13 protein-coding genes are annotated in these 21167 nt (G+C 32.9%); all 13 read left to right on the forward strand.

Going from position 1 to position 21167, the window contains the following annotated elements; all coding sequences use genetic code 11:
• Nucleotides 1-100: 100 nt before the first annotated feature.
• The 13 genes from EC396_RS05505 to EC396_RS05565 all read left to right on the forward strand — a co-directional run bounded on the left by EC396_RS05505 (nt 101) and on the right by EC396_RS05565 (nt 21166).
• Nucleotides 101-2257, forward strand: a complete 2157-nt coding sequence (locus EC396_RS05505; protein ID WP_129365703.1) for a beta-xylosidase — start codon at nt 101-103, stop codon at nt 2255-2257.
• Between the two features lie 46 nt (nt 2258-2303).
• A complete protein-coding gene (locus tag EC396_RS05510) occupies nt 2304-4070 on the forward strand; it encodes a sulfatase-like hydrolase/transferase (protein WP_129365704.1) in 1767 nt (588 codons plus the stop codon).
• Nucleotides 4071-4202: 132 nt separating this feature from the next.
• Nucleotides 4203-5405: a hypothetical protein gene (locus EC396_RS17830; RefSeq protein WP_164975210.1), complete on the forward strand. Its 1203-nt coding sequence runs from the start codon at nt 4203-4205 to the stop codon at nt 5403-5405.
• A gap of 24 nt (nt 5406-5429) precedes the next feature.
• Nucleotides 5430-6275 carry a hypothetical protein gene (locus EC396_RS05520; RefSeq protein WP_129365705.1) on the forward strand — a complete coding sequence of 282 codons (846 nt, stop codon included), beginning with the start codon at nt 5430-5432 and terminating at the stop codon, nt 6273-6275.
• 14 nt (nt 6276-6289) lie between these two features.
• A complete protein-coding gene (locus EC396_RS05525; protein WP_129365706.1) occupies nt 6290-7753 on the forward strand; it encodes a sulfatase in 1464 nt (487 codons plus the stop codon).
• A 57-nt stretch (nt 7754-7810) separates the two neighbouring features.
• Complete coding sequence (locus tag EC396_RS05530) at nt 7811-10276, forward strand: Ig-like domain-containing protein (RefSeq protein ID WP_129365707.1); 2466 nt, start codon at nt 7811-7813, stop codon at nt 10274-10276.
• A 384-nt stretch (nt 10277-10660) separates the two neighbouring features.
• Nucleotides 10661-12103, forward strand: a complete 1443-nt coding sequence (locus tag EC396_RS05535) for a sulfatase (protein WP_129365708.1) — start codon at nt 10661-10663, stop codon at nt 12101-12103.
• Nucleotides 12104-12302: 199 nt separating this feature from the next.
• Nucleotides 12303-13526: an alginate lyase family protein gene (locus tag EC396_RS05540; RefSeq protein ID WP_164975211.1), complete on the forward strand. Its 1224-nt coding sequence runs from the start codon at nt 12303-12305 to the stop codon at nt 13524-13526.
• A gap of 117 nt (nt 13527-13643) precedes the next feature.
• Entirely contained in the window at nt 13644-13961 is a 318-nt protein-coding gene (gene rhaM, locus EC396_RS05545; RefSeq protein WP_129365710.1) for an L-rhamnose mutarotase, read from the forward strand.
• A gap of 124 nt (nt 13962-14085) precedes the next feature.
• Complete coding sequence (locus EC396_RS05550) at nt 14086-15036, forward strand: alpha/beta hydrolase (protein ID WP_129365711.1); 951 nt, start codon at nt 14086-14088, stop codon at nt 15034-15036.
• Between the two features lie 128 nt (nt 15037-15164).
• Nucleotides 15165-15602 carry a hypothetical protein gene (locus EC396_RS05555; protein WP_129365712.1) on the forward strand — a complete coding sequence of 146 codons (438 nt, stop codon included), beginning with the start codon at nt 15165-15167 and terminating at the stop codon, nt 15600-15602.
• Nucleotides 15603-15623: 21 nt separating this feature from the next.
• On the forward strand, nt 15624-18404 hold the full coding sequence (locus tag EC396_RS05560) for an alpha-L-rhamnosidase (protein ID WP_240665644.1): 2781 nt from the start codon (nt 15624-15626) through the stop codon (nt 18402-18404).
• Nucleotides 18404-21166, forward strand: a complete 2763-nt coding sequence (locus EC396_RS05565) for a family 78 glycoside hydrolase catalytic domain (RefSeq protein ID WP_129365713.1) — start codon at nt 18404-18406, stop codon at nt 21164-21166. Before EC396_RS05560 ends, EC396_RS05565 begins: the two co-directional genes overlap by 1 nt.
• Nucleotide 21167 lies beyond the last annotated feature (1 nt).

A 21167-nucleotide genomic window follows, 5' to 3' on the forward strand; every position in this document is an offset into this window, starting at 1 on the left:
CATATTGGTTTTATAATGTTTAATTTGCACATCAATTGTATTAAAATAACTGCAATAAAATTTTAACTAGTTAGTAATAAATCAAATAATAAATCAAACAATGAAGAAATTAATAATAGCGTGTTTTGTAATAACAACATTTATAAGTTGTGATTCTAAAAAAACTACAACAAGTCAAATGAGTCAGGAAGACTTGGAGATTGCAAAAAAAGTAGAAAATTTGATAAGTCAAATGACTTTAGATGAAAAGATTGCAGAATTAACACAAGATGCCCCAGCCAATGATAGGTTAGGTATTCCTTTTATGAAATTTGGAGAAGGTCTTCATGGTTTATGGTACGATGGAGTTACTGTATATCCTCAAGCTATTGCTTGTGGTTCTACTTGGGATCCAGAATTAATCAAAAAAATGGCAGAACAAACAGCTTTGGAAGCACGTGCATTAAATATTACACATTGTTATTCTCCTAATTTAGATGTTATTTCTGGTGATCCTAGATATGGAAGAGTTGAAGAGTCTTATGGTGAAGATCCTTATTTGGTATCACGTATGGGGGTCGCTTTTATTCAAGGAATGCAAGGTATGGGAGACGAACGATTGGATGAAAATCACATTATAACTACTGCAAAGCATTTTATAGGATACCCAGAAAATAGAAGAGGTATCAATGGTGGTTTTAGCGATATGTCTGAACGTCGTTTAAGAGAAATATATTTACCGCCATTTGAAGCTGCAGTAAAAGAAGCCAAAGTAGCATGTATTATGCCAGGACATCAAGATTTTAACGGTGTGCCTTGCCATATGAATAATTGGTTGCTAAATGATGTTTTAAGAGGAGAGTTGGGTTTTGATGGTTTTTTAGTTTCAGATAATAATGATGTTGGTAGATTGCAAACAATGCATTTTATACCAGAAACAAGAACAGAAGCAGCTATTTTAGGTTTAAAAGCAGGTGTTGATATGGATTTGGTTCTTGGAAAACATTTACCACTTTATACGTATCATTCAACAATATTAAAAGATACTTTAGAAAAAAATCCTGATCTTGTTAAGTATGTAGATCAATCTGCAGCTAGAATTTTAACTGCAAAATACAAATTAGGTTTGTTTGGTTCAAAATTAAAAGAAGCTAAAACAGATACGGTAGTTAGTACAAAAGAGCACCAAGAGTACGCTTATGAAATGGCTAAAAAAGCCATCGTTTTATTAAAAAATGACAATAACTTATTGCCTCTTAATCTAGATAAAATTAAATCATTGGCAGTTATTGGTCCAAATGCTCATGAAGAAAGACCTGCAAAAGGAACTTATTCTTTATTGGGTGGTTATTCAGGGTTACCTCCTTATTATGTATCTGTATTAGATGGTTTAAAAAATAAGGTAGAAGGAAAAATTAAAATCAATTATGCGCAAGGATGTCAATTAATGAATAATTCAAAAGAAGGTTTTTCTGATGCTGTTGCAGCGGCAAAAAAATCTGATGCTGTTGTTTTAGTTGTTGGAGGTTCACGTAGAACTGGTGGAGAAGGTGTTGATCGTGATGATCTTGATTTATATGGAGTTCAAAATGAATTGGTTGAAGCGATAAATAAAACAGGAAAACCTGTAATTGTTGTATTGATTAATGGTCGTCCGTTGTCTATAAATTACATTGCTCAAAATATTCCTTCAATACTAGAAACTTGGTATTTAGGTATGCGTTCTGGAGATGCTATTGCCGATGCTATTTTTGGTGATGTAAATCCTGGAGGAAAACTAACAGTATCTTTTCCAAGATCTGTAGGGCAAATTCCTGTAACCTATTTAGAACGTCCAGATTTTATTGGAACAGGTAAAGGTCAATATGGATTTTCAGATAAATCACCATTGTTTCCTTTTGGTTATGGATTGAGTTATACAACATTTGAATACGGTTCACCAAAATTAGAAAGTGCAACTATAAATGTTGATGGTACAACTTCTATATCTGTTGACGTTACCAATACTGGTAATTTTATTGGTGATGAAGTGGTGCAAATGTATGTTCGTGACGATTATGCTTCTGTTGGTCGTTACCTTAAAATGTTAAAAGGATTTGAGCGTATTACATTAAAACCAGGTGGAACAAAAACAGTAACTTTTAATTTAGGTTTTAACGAACTAAATGTTTTAAATCAAGATATGAAAAAGGTTGTTGAGCCAGGTACATTTACAATATCTGTAGGAACTTCTTCTTTAGAAAAAGATTTACATACGGCAATTCTTACAGTTAAGTAATTACCAACAATTTTAAATTATAATTTAATAAGCTCCCATATCTAACATGAGAATTTCAATAGTATTTTTTTTGTTTTGTTTAACATTAATAAGTTGTAAAACAAAAAGTCAGGATAATCAAAATGAAACTGAAATTTCTTCAGCATTGCAATTGCCAAAAAAACCAAATATTTTATGGCTGGTAACTGAAGATATGGGCGCTTATATTCCGCCTTTTGGAGATTTAACTGTTGAAACACCAAACTTAACGCGTTTGGCAAATGAAGGTGTAATTTACCCAAACCTATATTCAACCTCAGGTGTATGTGCTCCAAGTAGAGCTGCAATTGCTACGGGTATGTATCCTTCAGGTATTGGAGCAAATCATATGAGAGTTAATTCTTATATGAAGGAAACTGGCTTAAAAGCTTATGAAGCTATTCCGCCTTCAGAAGTAAAAATGATTAGTGAGTTGCTTCGCGAAAATGGCTATTATTGTACCAATAATTATAAAGAAGATTATCAGTTTAAAGCACCTGAAACTGCCTGGGATGAAAGCAGTAAGTATGCACATTGGAGAAACAGAGCAGCAGAGCAGCCATTTTATGCTGTATTTAATTTTACCGAAACCCACGAATCTGGTTTGTTTGAACCTTATGGTTTTAGAGAAATTGAAACAAGGCATTACCATGAAGGTGATACAAGTTATGTTTGGAAAAACAATGAGTTGCCTGATGCAAAAAATAGAATGACAGAAGCCGAAACACCTGTGCATTTGCCTAAAAACACCAAATTTAACATACCTCCTTATTTACCAGATACAGAAGTTGTTCGCAATGATATGTGGAAGGTTTACAACAATATTGCCGAAATGGACAAGCAAGTTGGGGCAGTATTAAAACAATTGGAAGAAGATGGGTTGCTTGAAAATACCATTATATTTTTTTACGGAGATCACGGTGGGCCATTACCTAGACAAAAACGTTTAATTTACGACTCGGGTTTAAATACTCCTATGATTATTAGATTTCCTCAAAAAATTAATAGTGGTCAAAAAGATGAACAATTAATTAGTTTTGTAGATTTTGCACCAACACTATTGTCTTTAATTGGTGTTGAGCCTCCAAAACACCTACAAGGTCAAGCTTTTTTAGGAGCATATAAAGCTAAAAATAAAAGAAATTACATTCACGGTGCAGCCGATCGTTTTGATGAAGTAACCGATGCTATAAGAGCAGTAAGAGATGGTCAGTTCAAATATCTTCGTAATTACAGACCTGAACAAGGGTATTATTTGCCATTAGGATACAGAGAAAAAATACCAACAATGCAAGAATTACTAAGGTTGCGTGATGAGGGGAAATTAAATGAAATTCAAAAGCAATGGTTTAGAGATCATAAACCAAAAGAAGAGTTATTTGATTGTAAAGCAGATCCTTTTGAATTAAATAATATTGCTGATGATCCTGCTTATGCTGATAAATTACAGGAGCTAAGAGCAGAAATGGACAGATGGTTAACAGAAATTAATGATGATCCAACATTGCCTGAAGCACAATTAATCAAAAATCTTTGGAATGGGAATGATAGTCAACCAATAACGGCTTTACCAGAAATAGCATATGCAAACGAAAAAGTAACTATTAGCTGTGCTACCGAAGGGGCTTCAATAGGTTATAAAATTAAAACTAAAAACGGAGTGTTTCCTAAAGTTTGGAGTATTTACCAAAAACCTCTTTCGCTTAGTAATGATGCTGTAATAATGGTTAAAACACATCGTATTGGTTTTTTGTCGAGTAAAGTTGTTGAGGTAAAGGTGTTAGATTTAAAGTAGTTTTTTGTTTAAATTTATACGGATAGTACAGGATACTATTTGAAATTTGAACAAGTATTTTTATAAACTAACAACAAAATTAAAAAACACTTGAATACAAAATCAATTCTTACATTATTTACATTTATAACAATGTTTGGCATTGTGTCAAAAGCACAGTCAAAAAAGTTTAACAATCCCATAGTAGATAGTATTGTTATTTTTGAAGAAAAAAACGGACTTGTAGCTGTTGAAGCAGAACATTTTTACAAACAAAGCAATGCTGAAGTTAGAGCGTGGTATAGAACATCAAAAACTGAAACGGCTAATGTTGGCAGAGATGAAGATGCGCCACATTTTTTAGATGCTAGTAACAATGCTTATATTGAAATTTTACCAGATACAAGAGTAACCCATTCAGACCAACTTATTCGTGGTGAAAATTTTACAGATGAAGCCGGAAAAATGGCGATTGTACATTACAAAGTAAAATTCAACACGCCTGGGCGTTATTTTGTTTGGGTAAGAGCTATGAGTACGGGTAGCGAAGACAATGGTTTGCATGTTGGTTTAAATAACCAATGGCCAGCACACGGTAAACGTATGCAATGGTGTGATGGTAAAAATAAGTGGACTTGGGAAAGTAAGCAAAGAACAAAGGAAGTACACTGCGGGGTAGCTCACGAGATTTATTTAGATATTGAAAAGCCAGGTGTGCACAACATTCAGTTTAGTATGCGCGAAGATGGTTTTGAAATGGACAAATTTATTTTAACCACCGATAAAAATTATGTGCCTTCAGAAAAAGGACCAGCAATAAATTTAGCACAAGGTAAATTGCCTGTTGCAGAAGCTAAAGTTGTTCAAGAACAATCGTATTTTAACAATATTTCAAAAGCACTTCCTGAGAATAAAGTAATTGCATCTCAAGAATTTCCTGTTGAAGAAACCAATTTTTATAAAAACGGAAAAAATTGGTTAGCCATCAACCCAAAAGAACATAAAGAAGCACAAACAAGTACGACTTTTAATTTTGAAAGTGGAAAGTATGATGTGGTTTTTGTTGGTGTAGGTGAAAATGACGGTAGTTCAACTTTCAGCGTTTCAATTAATAATAAATTGCTTGGAACTTATGCGCCTCCATTGGCCAAAACAATGTGGGAAGAAGGAAGAGAATTTAATGCTTTGTGGAGAAATATCAAACTAAAAAAAGGTGATAAAATTACTGTAACAGCTAAAGTAGGTACAGATGGAAAAGAGTTTACTCGCGGAAGATGGGCTGGTATTATTTTTACACCTGTTGGAAAAGGTAAGCAAATACAAGAATCTCCAACAACCTACTTATTTATAAAATAAAAATTACTTCAAAAAATAAAAAAAATGAATAAACTAGCAGTATTAATTATCGCAGCATTAATTACAACAAGTTGCGTAACAGCACAAAAAATAAATCCTCCTGCAGGGCGTATAGCAGTAGTTGCAGATGGAAATTCACCTGATCCTGATGATTTAGGCGGTACAGCAGTTTCCTTGGCTTTGCTTCGTGCTGCCGGCTTGGAAGATCGCTTGGTGCATTATTCACATTGTTGCGATTTGGTAGTTTTACATAGAATTTCGGCAGAAGCTGAACATGAAAGACACGCTATGATGCAAACCACTTGTGACGGTACAGCCCGTCGTTGGGGAGGTTTTGATCACATTACTTTTTGGGATGCAAAATGGCAAACAGAACAAACTATTAAAGATTTAGTAAAAGCGATAAATGTATCTACTGAAGAAGATCCGCTGTGGATTGTAGAGGCTGGCGAGCCAGATATTATTGGTTTTGCATTGCAAGCATCGTCAAAAGAAAAACATAAATATGTAAAAGTAATTACGCACCATCCTGCAAATGATGATGCAGGAGATTTTTTTAAGTGGCAAGAAATTTTAGATTTTGGGGTTGAAGAAGTTCGTATTCCAGATCAAAATATAAATCTTAAAGTAAATGAAGCTGAGTGGGATTGGGCAATGAATCATGCTGATGATCGTGTGCAATTTGTTTGGTTAATGGGTAAAATGGCTGAAATAGACAATGTGGTTAAATTTCAAAAAGGAAAATGGGATTGTTCTGATGCTGGAATGGTACTTTATTGGATCACAGGCGCTACAAATGGTGGTTTAGAACAAGGTTCTGTTGAACAGGTAAAAACATTATTACTTAACTATATAGAAAAGAATAATTAAGGGATTAAATTATTATGAAATACCACTTCAAAAGTAAATTAAGTGTAATACTAATGCTATTTGTTGGGTTTGTTGGCTATTCTCAAAAAAGTATAATTAAATCTGAAAGCAAACAAAAACCTAATATTGTTTTTATATTTGCAGATCAATATAGAAGGGCTTCATTGGGTTTTTTAAATGAAGATCCAGTTGTTACTCCAAATATTGACAAGCTAGCCAAAGAAGGTGTTTTTTTTAGTAAAGCTGTTGCCAATCACCCACTTTGTAGTCCCTACCGTGCAATGCTTTTAACTGGTAAATATCCACTCTCAAATGGTGTTGTAGCAAATTGTCAATCTTCTAGAACTCAATATGGAAATTATTTAAAAAACGATGAAATCACTTTTTCAGATGTATTGGCTGAGAATGGCTACAGTGCAGGTTATGTAGGTAAATGGCACTTAGATGGGCCTGAGCCAACAGTACAAGGAGAAAAGGTGGTTTGGGATAGTTGGTGTCCACCTGATCAACGACATGGTTTTACATTCTGGTATGCATACGGAACTCATAATAAACATAACAATCCTTATTATTGGACGACCAATGCTAGCGAAAACGAGATTGTAGATGTAAAACAATGGTCTCCAGAGCACGAAGCAGATATTATTATTGATTACTTAAAAAATGAAAATGATCAAAGAGAAAGCGATAAACCTTTTGCGATGTTTTGGTCTATCAATCCACCTCATACACCTTTCAATCAAGTACCTGAAAAATATAAGAATCATTATGCTGGGCAAGATTATAAAACCTTATTAAATCGCCCTAATGTTGAATTTACCAATAATGAAGAATTAAAAAGAGGTGATAGAGGTGTTGATAAGAGATTAAATCAAGCGCCAGACTATTTTGCTTCTGTAAATGGAGTAGATGAACAAATTGGGAGAGTGATTGAACAATTAAAAGCAATGGGACTTTATGAAAATACCATTATTGTATTTTCTTCAGATCACGGAGAAATGTTAGGAAGTCAAGGGTTAATGCATAAAAATGTATGGTTTCGTGAGGCTTATGAAATTCCATTTATAGTACACTATCCAAAAAAAATAAAACCTAAAACAGACGATTTATTAATCAGTGTTCCTGATTATATGCCTACAATCCTTGGGTTATTGGGACTTGGAGATAAAGTTCCAACTGCTGTTGAAGGTATTGATTATTCAAATGTATTTTTTAACAAACAAGTAACTAAACCAGATAAGCAACTTTATTTTGGTTCAGAACCATCTAACCCAAGTTCAGGAACTAGAGGATTTAGAAATAAGGATTACACTTTTGCTGTGGTAAAAGATGATGATGGTAATAAATTCTATTATTTATACAATGATAAAAAAGATCCTTATCAAATGACCAATTTATGGGGTGAAGATTCTAAGTTGGATAAAAAAATGGAAGAAGAATTACAAAATCTTTTAAAAAGTATGAATGACCCTTGGTAGTTTTAAAAAATAAATAAACTTCATATATAATAACCTAATAATCAAAATAACTATTAAATGAAAATACGCTTAAAACATTTTTTTAATTCACAAGGTTTATGGGCCTTTCTATTTATTCTTTTTATTAATTCGAGCCATTTATATGCGCAAATAACTTTAGAAAGTGAGGTGGAAATTTCAAATCAAGTACTTTTTTTTGATGGAACTAAAGTAGCAGATTTAAATAATCTTCCTGCAAATTCTACAAGTGGCTATGATTACGCTTATGGTAATGCGCTTACGCCTCATGGAGATTGTATTAAAACTTATAAAGATTTTGTTTTTATGACCTGGTATCGTGGTGGTAAAGATGATCGTCATGTAATGTTAACAAGGTATAATACCAAAACGGGTGTTCTAAAAACAATTGAATTTCCTCATCAGCATACTGGTTTTGATGGTAATTGGTGGATAGGTGAAACCCACAATACCATTGCAGTTGGTATTTGCCCTAAAGATGAAACCGTTCATTTACTTTATGACATGCACAGAAATGGAAATGTAGCTGCATTTGCTAATGATTATTTGAGGTATTCTTACACTGTTGATGGTGCAGCAACAGTACCAGATGATGAGTTTACATTAGATCGTTTTGTAAATTCTCCAGCCGGAAATTTCAAACATTTGGCATTTGATGGTATTGATGATGTAAATACAACAAAGTTGTTAACGTATCCTGCATTTTTTACCAATGATGAAGGTGACTTATTTATGAAAATGAGATTTGGTTACGATAGAAATGGTAAATTTTTATTTGCAAAATTTGATGGAACAAAATGGGAAGGATATACCGAATTTAATAAAATGCAAGCCTCAAGTGATCCAACAGTTGCATTTAATTGGGGATTGTATGGCGATTTTAAATACTTAAATGGTAAATTAAGAATTGGTTTTCAGCGAAGATATGGTGATAGAAACGACAAATACCTGTATCAAAATGGTATTTATTATGCTTATACTGATGATCCAAATGGATTAACGCAATGGAAAGATTATAAGGGTGTAGGTTTTACGAGACCAATAGCAAATGCTGACTTAATTAAAATTGCAGAACCTGGTGATTTTGTTGCTACTACTCAAAAAGATATGGTTTATATTATAGGTGGTTTTGATTTTACTGTTACAGCTCGTGGAGATGAGCATTTTGTAAGTACAGTTAAGGATAACCAATTTAATGTAACAAAAAAATTGCATACCTACCGTAAAGCTACAGATGCTGATTTTACTACAGAAGAATACGATGCTGGTAGCGAATTATATACTTCAGGAGATGATGTGTATGTTATTGGTTTAAAAAATGGTCGTGTAAATATTGTGAAAACTGAAGGAGGTACTAATAATTTTGTAGAAGTCTATCAACAAACTACAGGGCCAACATTTGATAAAGGAGTGGTATATGTAGATAATGGTAAACTATACTATTATTTAAAACAAGCTGGTGGAACAGGAGATCAACGTACTACTTATTTACAAATTTTTGATTTAGGTATTGTCGTTACGCCAGAACCTTTTGGAGTGTCACTTTTAACACCTCAAGATAGTGATGTGTTTAGTGAAGGAGATGATGTATCATTGTATGCAAAGGCCACAACAGATAATGGTTCAATTACAAAAGTTGAATTTTTAATTAACGATGCTGTATTTGCCGAAGATTTAACATCACCTTATTCATTAAATTGGACAGCTGCTGCCAAAGGTTTTTATACCATTAAAGCTATTGCATATGACGATCAAGGTGCTTCGATTTCTTCTTCAGAAATTACTGTTGAAGTAAAAGAAGTTGATTTAACCGATTTATCTGGCGATATCTATAGATTAAGAAATGTGGCAACGGGACAATTCTTGCAGGCTCAGGCAGCATCAGCAACTCCTGTACTAATGAATAATTCTGGTGATGGACAAGATAAAGAATGGTCTTTTGTCAAAACCGGCACTAATTTTTATAATATTGATAGTGAGTTAACAGGTATTTTACGGGCTACAGGTAGTAGCTTTTTACCTCCTTATGCTGCTGTAAATACAACTAAAGGTTCTCCAGCTACAGATTCAGATAAGATTTGGACGGTACATTATATAGCGGCTGATAATACTTATAGATTTGAAGCAGGAAGTAATGGTAGATTTTTGTATCATGATGCTGATGGAACTGTGTATAATAGTGCGGCTTTGGATACAGATGCCAGAAGTAAATGGCAAGTTATATCAAAAAGCGTTACACTTGGTGTTGATGATTTAGATTTAAATGCGTCTTTTATTAAATTGTATCCTAATCCTGCAAAAAATGAATTTACAATTGTTTTTAAAGGAAGTGAAAATAGAACGATCATTATTTCTGATGTTTTGGGAAAAGAGGTTTATAAATACACAACAAATAATGAAAGTATTCGGATAGACAATGAAGGACAGTTTAAAACAGGAGTTTATATTGTTAAAGTTGTAGGCGAGAATCAAAAATCATATGTTAAAAAACTGATTGTTAATTAAATTATGTAGTTCTTTAAATTATAAAACACGGCAACAGTTGGGATGTTGTTGTTCATTGAGTCTTTATTCTGTTGCAGTTCGTAATCCTGTTTTTCAGTTGACCACATCAGTATTTGATAAAATTAAAATCAAATTAGAAAATGGAAAGGAATTTCTTATAATAACTAATGGACAAGAGAAAATGGTTTTTATATCCAAAAAGCTAAATTAAATAGCTAAATTCATAAAAAAGCCTCATCAGTCATAACCAAATGAGAAATGGTGGTTTATTAGGGTGTAAAATATCAAAAAGTCCCAATAAAAAAGGTAATGCAGTAAATATTGAAAAAGGAAATTTAAACATTAAGAATAATAAAGAAGACTAACAAATAATTATAAATATTGATGAAAAAATACCTATTAGCATTCATAATCAGTCTAAATTTTGGCTCAACCATATTTGCTCAAGAACAACCAAATGTGGTTGTTTTTTTAATGGACGATTTACGGCCTGAATTGGGTTGCTATGGCGATCCAATGATAAAAAGTCCTAACATTGATCGTTTGGCAAATGAAGGTGTGCTGTTTCAGAATGCGTATGCTCAACAGGCACTTTGCGCACCTTCACGTATGAGTATATTAACAGGTTTACGCCCTGAAACTATTGGTATCTATTCCTTATTTACACCGCTACGTTCAAAGTATAAAGATATGGTTACAATGCCTCAGTTTTTTAAGGAGCATGGTTATACCACTGTAAGTGTAGGTAAAGTATATCACCATACTACTGATGATACAGAAAGTTGGAGTATTCATATTCCTAAAGAGTCAAATTCTTGGGTGAAACCTGAAAATTTAGCTTTAATAGATAGTCTTAAAAGTGCAGGTATTAATGGTAATGGACCTGCTTTTGAATGTGCAGATGTTGCTGATGAAGCTTATAAAGACGGGCGTACAGCAAACCACGCTATTGAAATACTTCAAAAAGTTAAAGATGAAAAGTTTTTGATGTTTGTAGGTTTAACCAAACCTCATCTTCCGTTTAACGCTCCAAAAAAATATTGGGATTTATACAATAGAGAACAGTTTAATGTTCCAGCAAAATTAGCTCCCAAAGATATGTACAGACTTGCGCTTACAAATTGGGGTGAGTTACGCGGTTATTATGGGATACCTTCAGAAGGACTTTTAGATGATGATCTTACAAAAGAATTGATTCATGGTTACCATGCATCTGTAAGTTATAGCGATGCGCAAATTGGTAAAGTGATGCAGGCATTGGAGGAACTTGATTTACGTAAAAATACCATTGTTATTCTGATGGGTGATCACGGTTATAAATTAGGCGAATATGGTGCTTGGTGTAAGCATAGCAATTTTGAAATTGATGTAAATGTGCCATTTATTATTAGTAGAGAAACAAGTTACAAAAACAGGGTAACAAATCAAAAATCAAATGCTTTGGTTGAAAATGTTGATTTGTTTAAAACTGTTGCAGAAGCCTGTTGTTTTGAAACGCCATCCATAGAGGGTAAAAGTCTTGTGCCATTATTAGACAATCCAAATGCGGATTGGAGTAAAGGTGCTTATAGTTTATATCCAAGAGGAAAAAATACCATGGGATTTACTTGTACCAATGGCGAATATAGATATACCGAATGGTGGGATAATAAAGCGCAAAAGGCAATTGATCAAGAGCTTTATTTGTGTAAGCAAAATTATATGGAAGAAACACAAAACTTAGCAAAAGATCCAAACTATAACAATGAGGTGCTTAAAATGATGAAATTACTCGAAATACAGTTCCCTTTAGATAAGAGGTCATCTTATCCACAAAACGATAAATAGTTTAATTTTAAGGTGTTAATTTTTGTATTTTAAAAAATCAAAAGAATTTGTGTAAAATTAAATTCTTTTGATTTTTTTTATGCTATTGCAAAATGCTACAGTAATGTGCAGGACAGTTTTTTTATTGTTGATACGTAATATTGAAGTATGTAATGTCTTAAGTAGAATGCTTTTTTTTCAGAAAAAAATAAAAACAACCATGATTCAAAATACCTTTAAAATATGCTTTGTTAGTTTATTTATATTGATAGCTATCAATTTTAAAACAAATGCACAAATTGAACAAAATTCGGCTAAAAAAACATTGTCGGTTTTAGATTATAACAAACTTGTTTATGTAAAAGAAAATAAGAATTCAACCCAGTTTTCTTCATTGTACAAACAATTGCTGGAGGATGCAGATAAAGCATTGCATGAAGGTCCTTTTTCGGTAGTAGATAAAACTCAAATTCCGCCAAGTGGCAGTAAACACGACTATATTTCTTTGGGGCCTTATTGGTGGCCAGATCCAAATAAATCAGATGGTTTACCGTGGATTAGACGAGATGGAGAGATAAATCCACTAACTCGCGGAACTAGTACTGATGAAACAACAAAAGATAAAATGTTTCACAATACCAATACGTTGGCAATGGCTTATTTTTTTTCAGATAAAAAACAATATGCTAAAAAAGCATTGGAATTATTAAAAGTTTGGTTTGTAAATGAAGACACTAAAATGAATCCAAATCTTGATTTTGCGCAGGGTATTCCTGGTTTAAATACAGGTCGCGGAATTGGTATTATAGAGTTTGCTGGAATTACAAATATAATAGCTGCTATTGAAATTTTAGAATTGAGTAAAGAAATGGATGCCGAAACCAGTAAAAGTCTTCGCTTGTGGTTTTCAGATTATTTAAATTGGCTTCAAACTAGTGAAAATGGCATTTTTGAAAAAAACACTAAAAACAATCATGCCACACATTATGACACTCAAATTGTAAGTATATTGTTGTTTTTAAATAGGGATAATGAAGCTAAAGAAGTTTTAGAAGCGGTTAAAACATTGCGCATTGCTAAACAAATTCAACCAAACGGTGAACAACCACATGAACTGGAGCGTACAAAGGCAATGTCGTATAGCACTATGAATTTAAAAGGATTTACAGAGCTTGCTTTTTTAGGAAAAAAAGTAAATGTAGATTTATGGAATTACGAAGCTGAAAATGGGGCAAGTATTAAAAAAGCCTATGAGTTTTTAAAGCCTTATGCCGAAGGTAAAAAAGATTGGAATTACAAACAAATAGGTGATTTAGATAAAGCGCAGCATAAATTAAAACAACTGTTTGTATTGGCGGGTAGTGAATTTAATGTTGAAGCGTATTGTAAAATTGGTTTAGACAAAGATGTTGAAGCATCTTCATTATTATATTTTTGTAACTAAACCTATAAATTATAAAAAATGGAAAAATCAACTTCAGAAGAATTATAAAAAGTGAGTTTAAAATTAAGTTTGAAGTTGACGAGATATCGATTAAATAAAACATAAAATAATATTAAAATGGAACAAAGATTAGCATTTAAAATGAAATTAAATAAAGGTCAAAAAGAAGCTTATACAAAACGTCATAATGAATTGTGGCCAGAATTAAGACAACTTCTAAAAGATAATGGTGTAAGCGAGTATTCAATTTTTTTAGATGAAGAAACCAGTACGCTTTTTGCTTTTCAAAAAGTTTCAGGAAAGGGAGGCTCTCAAGATTTAGCATCTAATGAAATTGTAAAAAAATGGTGGGATTTTATGGCTGATATTATGGAAGTTAATCCAGACAATTCACCAGTTTCAATTCCGTTAGAAGAGGTGTTTTTTATGCCTTAATTGAAGTGGGTTTAAAGTTTGTGTTTTATTTTTAATATTGGTAAAAAATTGTTTGTGAGTTATTTACGTGTGTTATAAGTAAAAATTATATTGTATCTTCTACAACGCAATTAAAATTAAAAAAATGGACTTGTTTATTAATAAAATACGATTAATTTTTGTATTTATTTTTATATGTACACATACTTTTTCACAAGATTATACAATAGAAACCATCAATCTTTGGAAAGATGGAGAAATTCCCTTCAATAAAGAACATATTACTTTAAAAGAAACTTTGGATGAAGCGGGTATACGCTATACTCAAATTTCAGAACCAGCAATTTATGTATATCGAAATAAGGATATAAAAAATAATGGCGCAGCTTTGTTATTTTGTCCAGGAGGTGGTTATGCTAACGTAACTATTGGAAGTAATAATGGAGAAAGTATGGCGCAACGTTTTCTTAAAATGGGATTTAATGTGGTTGCGGTATTAAAATACAGATTGCCAGATACACTAATTGTGAATTCGCAAGAAAAAGTACCCTTGTGCGATGCTCAAAAAGCACTGTCAATTATTCATCAAAACGCAACCAATTGGTCTATAGATAAAAATAAAGTAGCTGTTATAGGTTCTTCGGCAGGAGGACATTTAGCAGCTTCTTTAGCAAATTTAAAAAACGAAATTATTGCACCCAATGTAAATTCAGAAGATCTAAAACAAGCGGTTTCTATTTTAATGTATCCTGTTATTTCGTTTAATTTACCGTATCGTCATAAAGGTTCGTACAAAAGACTTTTAGCCGATAAATCAGAGAATCAATCTTTGTTAGATTATTATTCTATGGAAAATAAAGTAAGTGAAAATACACCTCAAACTTATATCATACATGCTAAAGATGATACAGGTGTAGTTTATGAAAACAGTCTGATTTATTGTGAAAGTTTAAAAGAACATGGCATAAAATACAAATATGTACAATTGGAAAAGGGCGGCCACGGATTTGGTTTAAATTTTGAAAAAACAGGAGTTGATTGGACGCTTGATCTCGAAAAATGGTTATATACAGAGACCAATCTGTTTAAAAATTAATCAAAAAAATAACTACACTTTTTTGCCCATAAACTGGTAGGGTTTTTATGTAAAACCCTACAGTACAGGATACAATTTTTCTTAGATTTAAAGATATTTATCGCAATTAATAAATATTGAATTTATAGATGGAAAGACGCTCTTTTATGCATTTTTCAGTAGTTGACGGGGTAGGATTGATGTTGCCTACTTATGCTTGTATGGCTATTAATCATAAAAAAGGAGAGTCGGAAAGCGCAACCAAATTTGAAATAGCTTCATTAAGCCTATTAACTAATTGGTGCGACGCTATGATTCGTGATCAAATTAACAATTCAAGTGATCCTGTTTCTAATGGCGCTTTGTATTGCCATGCTTGTGGAGATATTCACGGTAGGTGTCAAGAATCGGTTTTTCCATTTTTGTATATGGCCGATAAAACAGTAGGGCCTTTATTTACAGCTAGTATGGCTGAGTATTTGTTGGTAGAACCATACAATCAACAACCTCAACCTGGTGAAGACTTTTGTTTAACACCACGTGTTGTACGTTTTGTTGATGATGTTTGTACTATTGAAATTGTTTAAGGAACATAATATATTATAAAAATGAAAGTAAAAAACATTTTAATTTTTAGTGCATTCGTATTGTTTATGGCTTTTCACGTTAAAGCACAACAATTGTTAAAATCTGAAGAATTGACAGTTTCTGAAGGATTTAAAAATCCAATAGGATTTTACAATGCGCAACCTACTTTTTCTTGGAAGTTACCAGTTTTAAAAGAGGTAAAAAGTCAATCGGCGTATCAAATAATAGTGGCAACTAGTGAAACTCTTTTGCAAAATAATCCAGATTTATGGGATTCTAAAAAGCAACAAAGCAATCAATCAACTTTCATTAAATACGAAGGAAAAAAATTAAATTCTCGTCAAAAAGTTTATTGGCAAGTACGTTATTGGAATCAAGATAATAAAGTTTCAGAATATAGTGAAATCAATTCCTTTGAATTAGGCTTGTTAAATAATAGCGATTGGAAAGCCAAATGGGTTGGATTAAATACCGCAAAAGACAGCATAAAAGGCGTTAGAAAATTTTTAATGCACCGTCCGCAATATCTTAGAAAGGGTTTTGAACTGTCTTCAGAAGTGGTTGCAGCAAGATTATACATTACCGCAAAAGGAGTTTTTGATGTGCATTTAAATGGAGAAAATGTAAGCGATGATGTAATGCCTCCGGGTTGGACACCTTATAACAAACGTATAGAAACAATTACGTATGATGTTACAAAACTATTAGCATCTGGACAAAATACCTTAGCGGTTGAATTGGCTTCTGGTTGGCATTCAGGAAGAATAAGTAGAGGTAAGTCTGTTTACAATAATTTTGCTTCACCAAAAATTTTATGTCAGCTTGAAATTGAATTGAAAGATGGTTCTAAAGTAGTTGTTTATTCAGATGAAACTTGGAAAGGTACTACCAACGGTCCAATTAGATTGGCGGGTATTTACGATGGTGAAACCTACGATGCAAATCTTGAAATGCCAAACTGGACTTACAATAATTTTGACGATAAACAGTGGGAAAGCGTTGAGGTTGACGCAATAGATGCAACAGTAAAATTAGAACCAAAAAGGCATCAAACGGTAAAGCATAAAATCACATTAAATGCTGCTGAAATTGTTTCAAAAAGTGATACAGCAGTAGTGTTTAATTTTAAACAAAACATGTTGGGGGTACCTTTGGTAAATGTACCAATGAAAAAAGGTGATACGCTTAAAATTCGTTTTTCTGAAATGTTAGCGCCAGATGGTTCTTTTTATACAGCTAATTATCGCTCTGCATTGTCAACCGATTATTATATTGCTTCAGAAGATAACACAATTACTTGGTCACCAAAATTTACATTTCACGGTTTTCAATATGTAGAATTGAGTGGTTTTGACGCTTCAAAAGAACCATCTTTAGATTGGGTAAAAGGGCTAGTTCAATATTCTAATGTTGAAGCTAATGGAAGTTTTATTTCTTCACATGAAAAATTAAATCAACTACAAAGCAATATAACTTGGGGTTTAAGAAGTAACTTTTTTGATATTCCTACCGATTGTCCGCAACGCGATGAACGTTTAGGGTGGACAGGTGATGCGCAGGTTATTTCGCCTACAGCCATGTTTAATGTGGATGTTCATGCATTTTGGACAGCCTGGTTGCAAAGTGTAAAAGAAACACAATCGGAACACGAAGATGGTTTAATTCCTTATATAGTGCCAGATGTATTACAAAATAACATGGCAAGTTCGGGCTGGGGAGATGCAGCTGTTATAATTCCTTGGGATATTTACAATATTACAGGAGATAAAACCGTGCTTGAAGAAAATTATGATATGATGCAGAAATGGATTGGTTTTCATGAAACGCAAGCCAAAGATTACATTTCAAATATGAATTCTTTTGGAGATTGGTTACAACCATATCCAGCAAAATCAGGAAAAGATGGACAAAGAGGAGATACAGATAAAGGCTTTATTGGTACAGCTTTTTTTGCTCATTCAGCAAATTTGGCTTCTAAAATAGCTGCAGTATTAAATAAACCTGATGATGTTAAAAAATATTATGAATTATATAAGAAAATTGCTTTAGCTTTTGAAAAGGAATTTTTTGATGAAAACGGAGCATTGAAAAAGGGGCAAAGTACGCAAACAAGCTATTTGTTAGCATTGGATTTTAATTTGTTAAATGAAGAAACTAAAGCAAAAGCCGAAAAGCACTTATTAGAAGAAATTAAAAAAGCAGATAACCATTTAAGAACAGGATTTTTGGGAACTCCATTGCTGCCAAAAGTTTTGGATAAAATGGAGGAGATAGATTTAATGTATAAAATTCTTTTTAAAGAAACATATCCATCTTGGTTTTACTCTATACATCAAGGAGCAACAACAATGTGGGAACGTTGGGATAGTTATAGCAAAACAGAAGGCTACAACCCTGGAAGAATGAATAGTTTAAATCATTATGCCTACGGAGCTGTGGGGCAATGGATGTATGAGCGTATTGCAGGTATTGCACCTTTGGAGCCAGGATATAAATTAATTAGAATTGCACCACAACCAAATACCGAGTTTTTAACATCGGCTTCTGCAAGTTTAAATACACCTTATGGTAAAGTGTCTACGTCTTGGAAAATTGAAAATGAGGACTTTATTCTTGATGTTGTGATACCGCCAAATACTTCAGCAAAAATTAGTATTCCAGCAAATACTTCAGAAAAATTACTTTTAAATGGTAAAACGTTTAAAGATAATACAGCTATAAAATTAATAAACAAAGCAACAAATTCATTTGAATTAGTTGCACAACCAGGAACTTATAAATTTCAATCAAAAATTAAATAATGAATTTAAAATCATCTTTTTACTCAGTTACGTTTTTAACTATTTTATGCTTGTTTGTATCTTGCAAAGAGCAATATGTTTCAAAATCTGAAGTATTAATTGTTTCAGAAGGATTTAAAAATCCATTGGGTTTTTATGATGTTACACCTACATTTTCATGGCAATTACCAGTTGTTGATGCTGTTAAAAATCAAAAAGCTTATCAAATAGTAGTCGCAAGTAGTGAAGCGCTTTTACCAAACAATGCCGATTTGTGGGATTCTAACAAACAAGAAAGCAGTCAATCAACATTTATTCAATATGCAGGTAAAGCATTAAATTCTCGTCAAAAAGTATATTGGCAAGTAAAGTATTGGAACCAAGACAATGTGGCATCTGAATGGAGTGCAATAAACTCATTTGAATTGGGCTTGTTAAACAACAATGATTGGCAGGCTAAATGGATAGGTTTACCTACAAAAGAAGAAGGTGTAATTGGAAGTCAAGAGAATATTATTCACAGACCACAATACCTTAGAAAAGGTTTTGAGTTGACTAAAAATGTGGCTTCAGCAAGATTGTATATCACAGCTAAAGGTGTTTTTGATGTGGCAATAAACGGACAAGATGTGAGCGATGATGTAATGCCTCCAGGGTATACTCCTTATAAAAAACGTATTGAAACCATTACGTATGATGTAAGTAATTTAATCAATTCAGGAAAAAATACCATAGGTGTAGAGGTTGCTGCAGGTTGGCATTCTGGAAGATTGGGATGGATGAAATCTTTCTGGAGTGATACCGAATCTCCAAAAATTATTTGTCAGTTAGAGTTAACTATGGAAGATGGTTCAAAAGAAATCATTGTTTCTGATGCTTCTTGGAAAGGAACAACAAATGGACCTATACGTCTTTCTGAAATTTATGATGGAGAAACCTACGATGCCAATTTAGAAATACCAGCATGGACTACCAATACTTTTGATGACAAAAACTGGAAACCAGTAAATGCTTTTGATATTATAAATGATATAAAATTAGAACCTAAACGCCATACAACAGTTAAATCTAAAATTACATTAGAAACCAAAGAAGTTGTTGAAAAAGATGGTGCTGCAATTTTTGATTTACAGCAAAATATGGTAGGTGTGCCATTGTTAAAAGTGCCAATGAAAAAAGGAGAAACGCTTAAAATTAGATTTGCTGAAATGTTATCACCAGATGGTACTTTTTATACCGATAATTATAGAAGTGCTCAGTCTACAGATTATTACACTGCATCAGAAGATGGCGTTGTTGAATGGATGCCAAAGTTTACTTTTCACGGATTTCGTTATGTAGAGTTAAGCGGATTTGATGCTTCTAAATCACCTTCAAAAGATTGGGTAACTGGTTTGGTTCAGTATTCAGATTTTGAAGAAAATGGAACTTTTACATCTTCACACGAAAAATTAAATCAGTTACAAAGTAATATTGTTTGGGGATTGCGTGGAAATTTTTTTGATATCCCAACCGATTGTCCGCAAAGAGATGAACGTATGGGGTGGACAGGAGATGCGCAAGTATTTGGACCTACAGCTATGTTTAATGCAAATGTTTACAAGTTTTGGGCAAGCTGGTTACAAAGTGTACGTGAGTCGCAATACGATAACGGAGGAATTCCTTGGGTTGTGCCAGATGTTTTATACAATAACAAAGTAAGTGCAGGTTGGGGAGATGTATGTACTATTATTCCTTGGAAAATTTATTATAGAACGGGGGATAAGAGAATTCTTGAAGAAAACTACGAAACTATGAAAGGTTGGGTAGCTTACCATGAAACTTCTTCAAAAGATTTTATTTCTTCTATGGGAGGTTTTGCAGATTGGTTACAACCGCTTCCGGCTAATGGAGACAATAAAGGAGATACATCACACTCTTTAATTGGTACAGCTTTCTTTGCGCATTCAGCTAAGTTAACTGCACAAACAGCGCAGGCATTAGGCAAAACTGAAGATTATAATACGTATAATCAGTTGTATAAAAACGTAGCAAATGCTTTTGCTGAAAAGTTTTTTGATGAAAAAGGTAAAATTAAAGATGTTGCAGAAACACAAACATCTTATTTGTTAGCTCTTGCTTTTGATTTATTGCCTGAAGCAAAACAAGCCAATGCAAAACAGTATTTATTAGAAAAAATAAATGAGGCAGACAATCATTTACGTACTGGTTTTTTAGGAACACCTTTATTGTCTGAAGTTTTAGACGAAACAGGAGAAATCGATTTAATGTATAAATTATTGTTTAATGAAACGTATCCTTCATGGTTTTATTCAATCAATCAAGGAGCTACTACTATTTGGGAGCGTTGGAACAGTTACAGTAAAGAAGAAGGTTTCAATCCTATGAATATGAATAGTTTAAATCATTATGCATACGGAGCAATTGGCGAGTGGATGTACGAGCGTATTGCTGGTATTGCTCCACTTGAGCCAGGATACAAAAAAATAAGTATTGCACCGCAGCCAAATGCACCACTTAATGCTGCTTCTGCATCATATGAAACGCCTTATGGAAAGGTAACTTCTTCTTGGAAAATAGAAAATAATACATTTCAACTAGAAACTACAATTCCGCCAAATACAACTGCTGTAATTAGTATTCCAGCAAATACTTCTGAAGCATTGCTTTTAAATGGTGAAACTTTTAAAGATAACGAGCATATAAAATTAACAAAAACAACTGCAAATTCATTTGAATTTTTGGCGCAACCAGGTACCTATATATTAGTGTCTAAATTCTAAT

The sequence above is a fragment of the Lutibacter sp. HS1-25 genome, from assembly GCF_004121075.1.
Lineage (GTDB): Bacteria > Bacteroidota > Bacteroidia > Flavobacteriales > Flavobacteriaceae > Lutibacter.

What these genes read in the sequence shown, in the direction of transcription:
- EC396_RS05550 (WP_129365711.1), top strand. Translation starts at nt 14,086, where the DNA reads ATGGACTTGTTTATTAATAAAATACGATTAATTTTTGTATTTATTTTT.
- EC396_RS05530 (WP_129365707.1), top strand. Translation starts at nt 7,811, where the DNA reads ATGAAAATACGCTTAAAACATTTTTTTAATTCACAAGGTTTATGGGCC.
- rhaM (WP_129365710.1), top strand. Translation starts at nt 13,644, where the DNA reads ATGGAACAAAGATTAGCATTTAAAATGAAATTAAATAAAGGTCAAAAA.
- EC396_RS05555 (WP_129365712.1), top strand. Translation starts at nt 15,165, where the DNA reads ATGGAAAGACGCTCTTTTATGCATTTTTCAGTAGTTGACGGGGTAGGA.
- EC396_RS05510 (WP_129365704.1), top strand. Translation starts at nt 2,304, where the DNA reads ATGAGAATTTCAATAGTATTTTTTTTGTTTTGTTTAACATTAATAAGT.
- EC396_RS05525 (WP_129365706.1), top strand. Translation starts at nt 6,290, where the DNA reads ATGAAATACCACTTCAAAAGTAAATTAAGTGTAATACTAATGCTATTT.
- EC396_RS05535 (WP_129365708.1), top strand. Translation starts at nt 10,661, where the DNA reads ATGAAAAAATACCTATTAGCATTCATAATCAGTCTAAATTTTGGCTCA.
- EC396_RS05560 (WP_240665644.1), top strand. Translation starts at nt 15,624, where the DNA reads ATGAAAGTAAAAAACATTTTAATTTTTAGTGCATTCGTATTGTTTATG.
- EC396_RS05565 (WP_129365713.1), top strand. Translation starts at nt 18,404, where the DNA reads ATGAATTTAAAATCATCTTTTTACTCAGTTACGTTTTTAACTATTTTA.
- EC396_RS05520 (WP_129365705.1), top strand. Translation starts at nt 5,430, where the DNA reads ATGAATAAACTAGCAGTATTAATTATCGCAGCATTAATTACAACAAGT.
- EC396_RS17830 (WP_164975210.1), top strand. Translation starts at nt 4,203, where the DNA reads ATGTTTGGCATTGTGTCAAAAGCACAGTCAAAAAAGTTTAACAATCCC.
- EC396_RS05540 (WP_164975211.1), top strand. Translation starts at nt 12,303, where the DNA reads ATGATTCAAAATACCTTTAAAATATGCTTTGTTAGTTTATTTATATTG.
- EC396_RS05505 (WP_129365703.1), top strand. Translation starts at nt 101, where the DNA reads ATGAAGAAATTAATAATAGCGTGTTTTGTAATAACAACATTTATAAGT.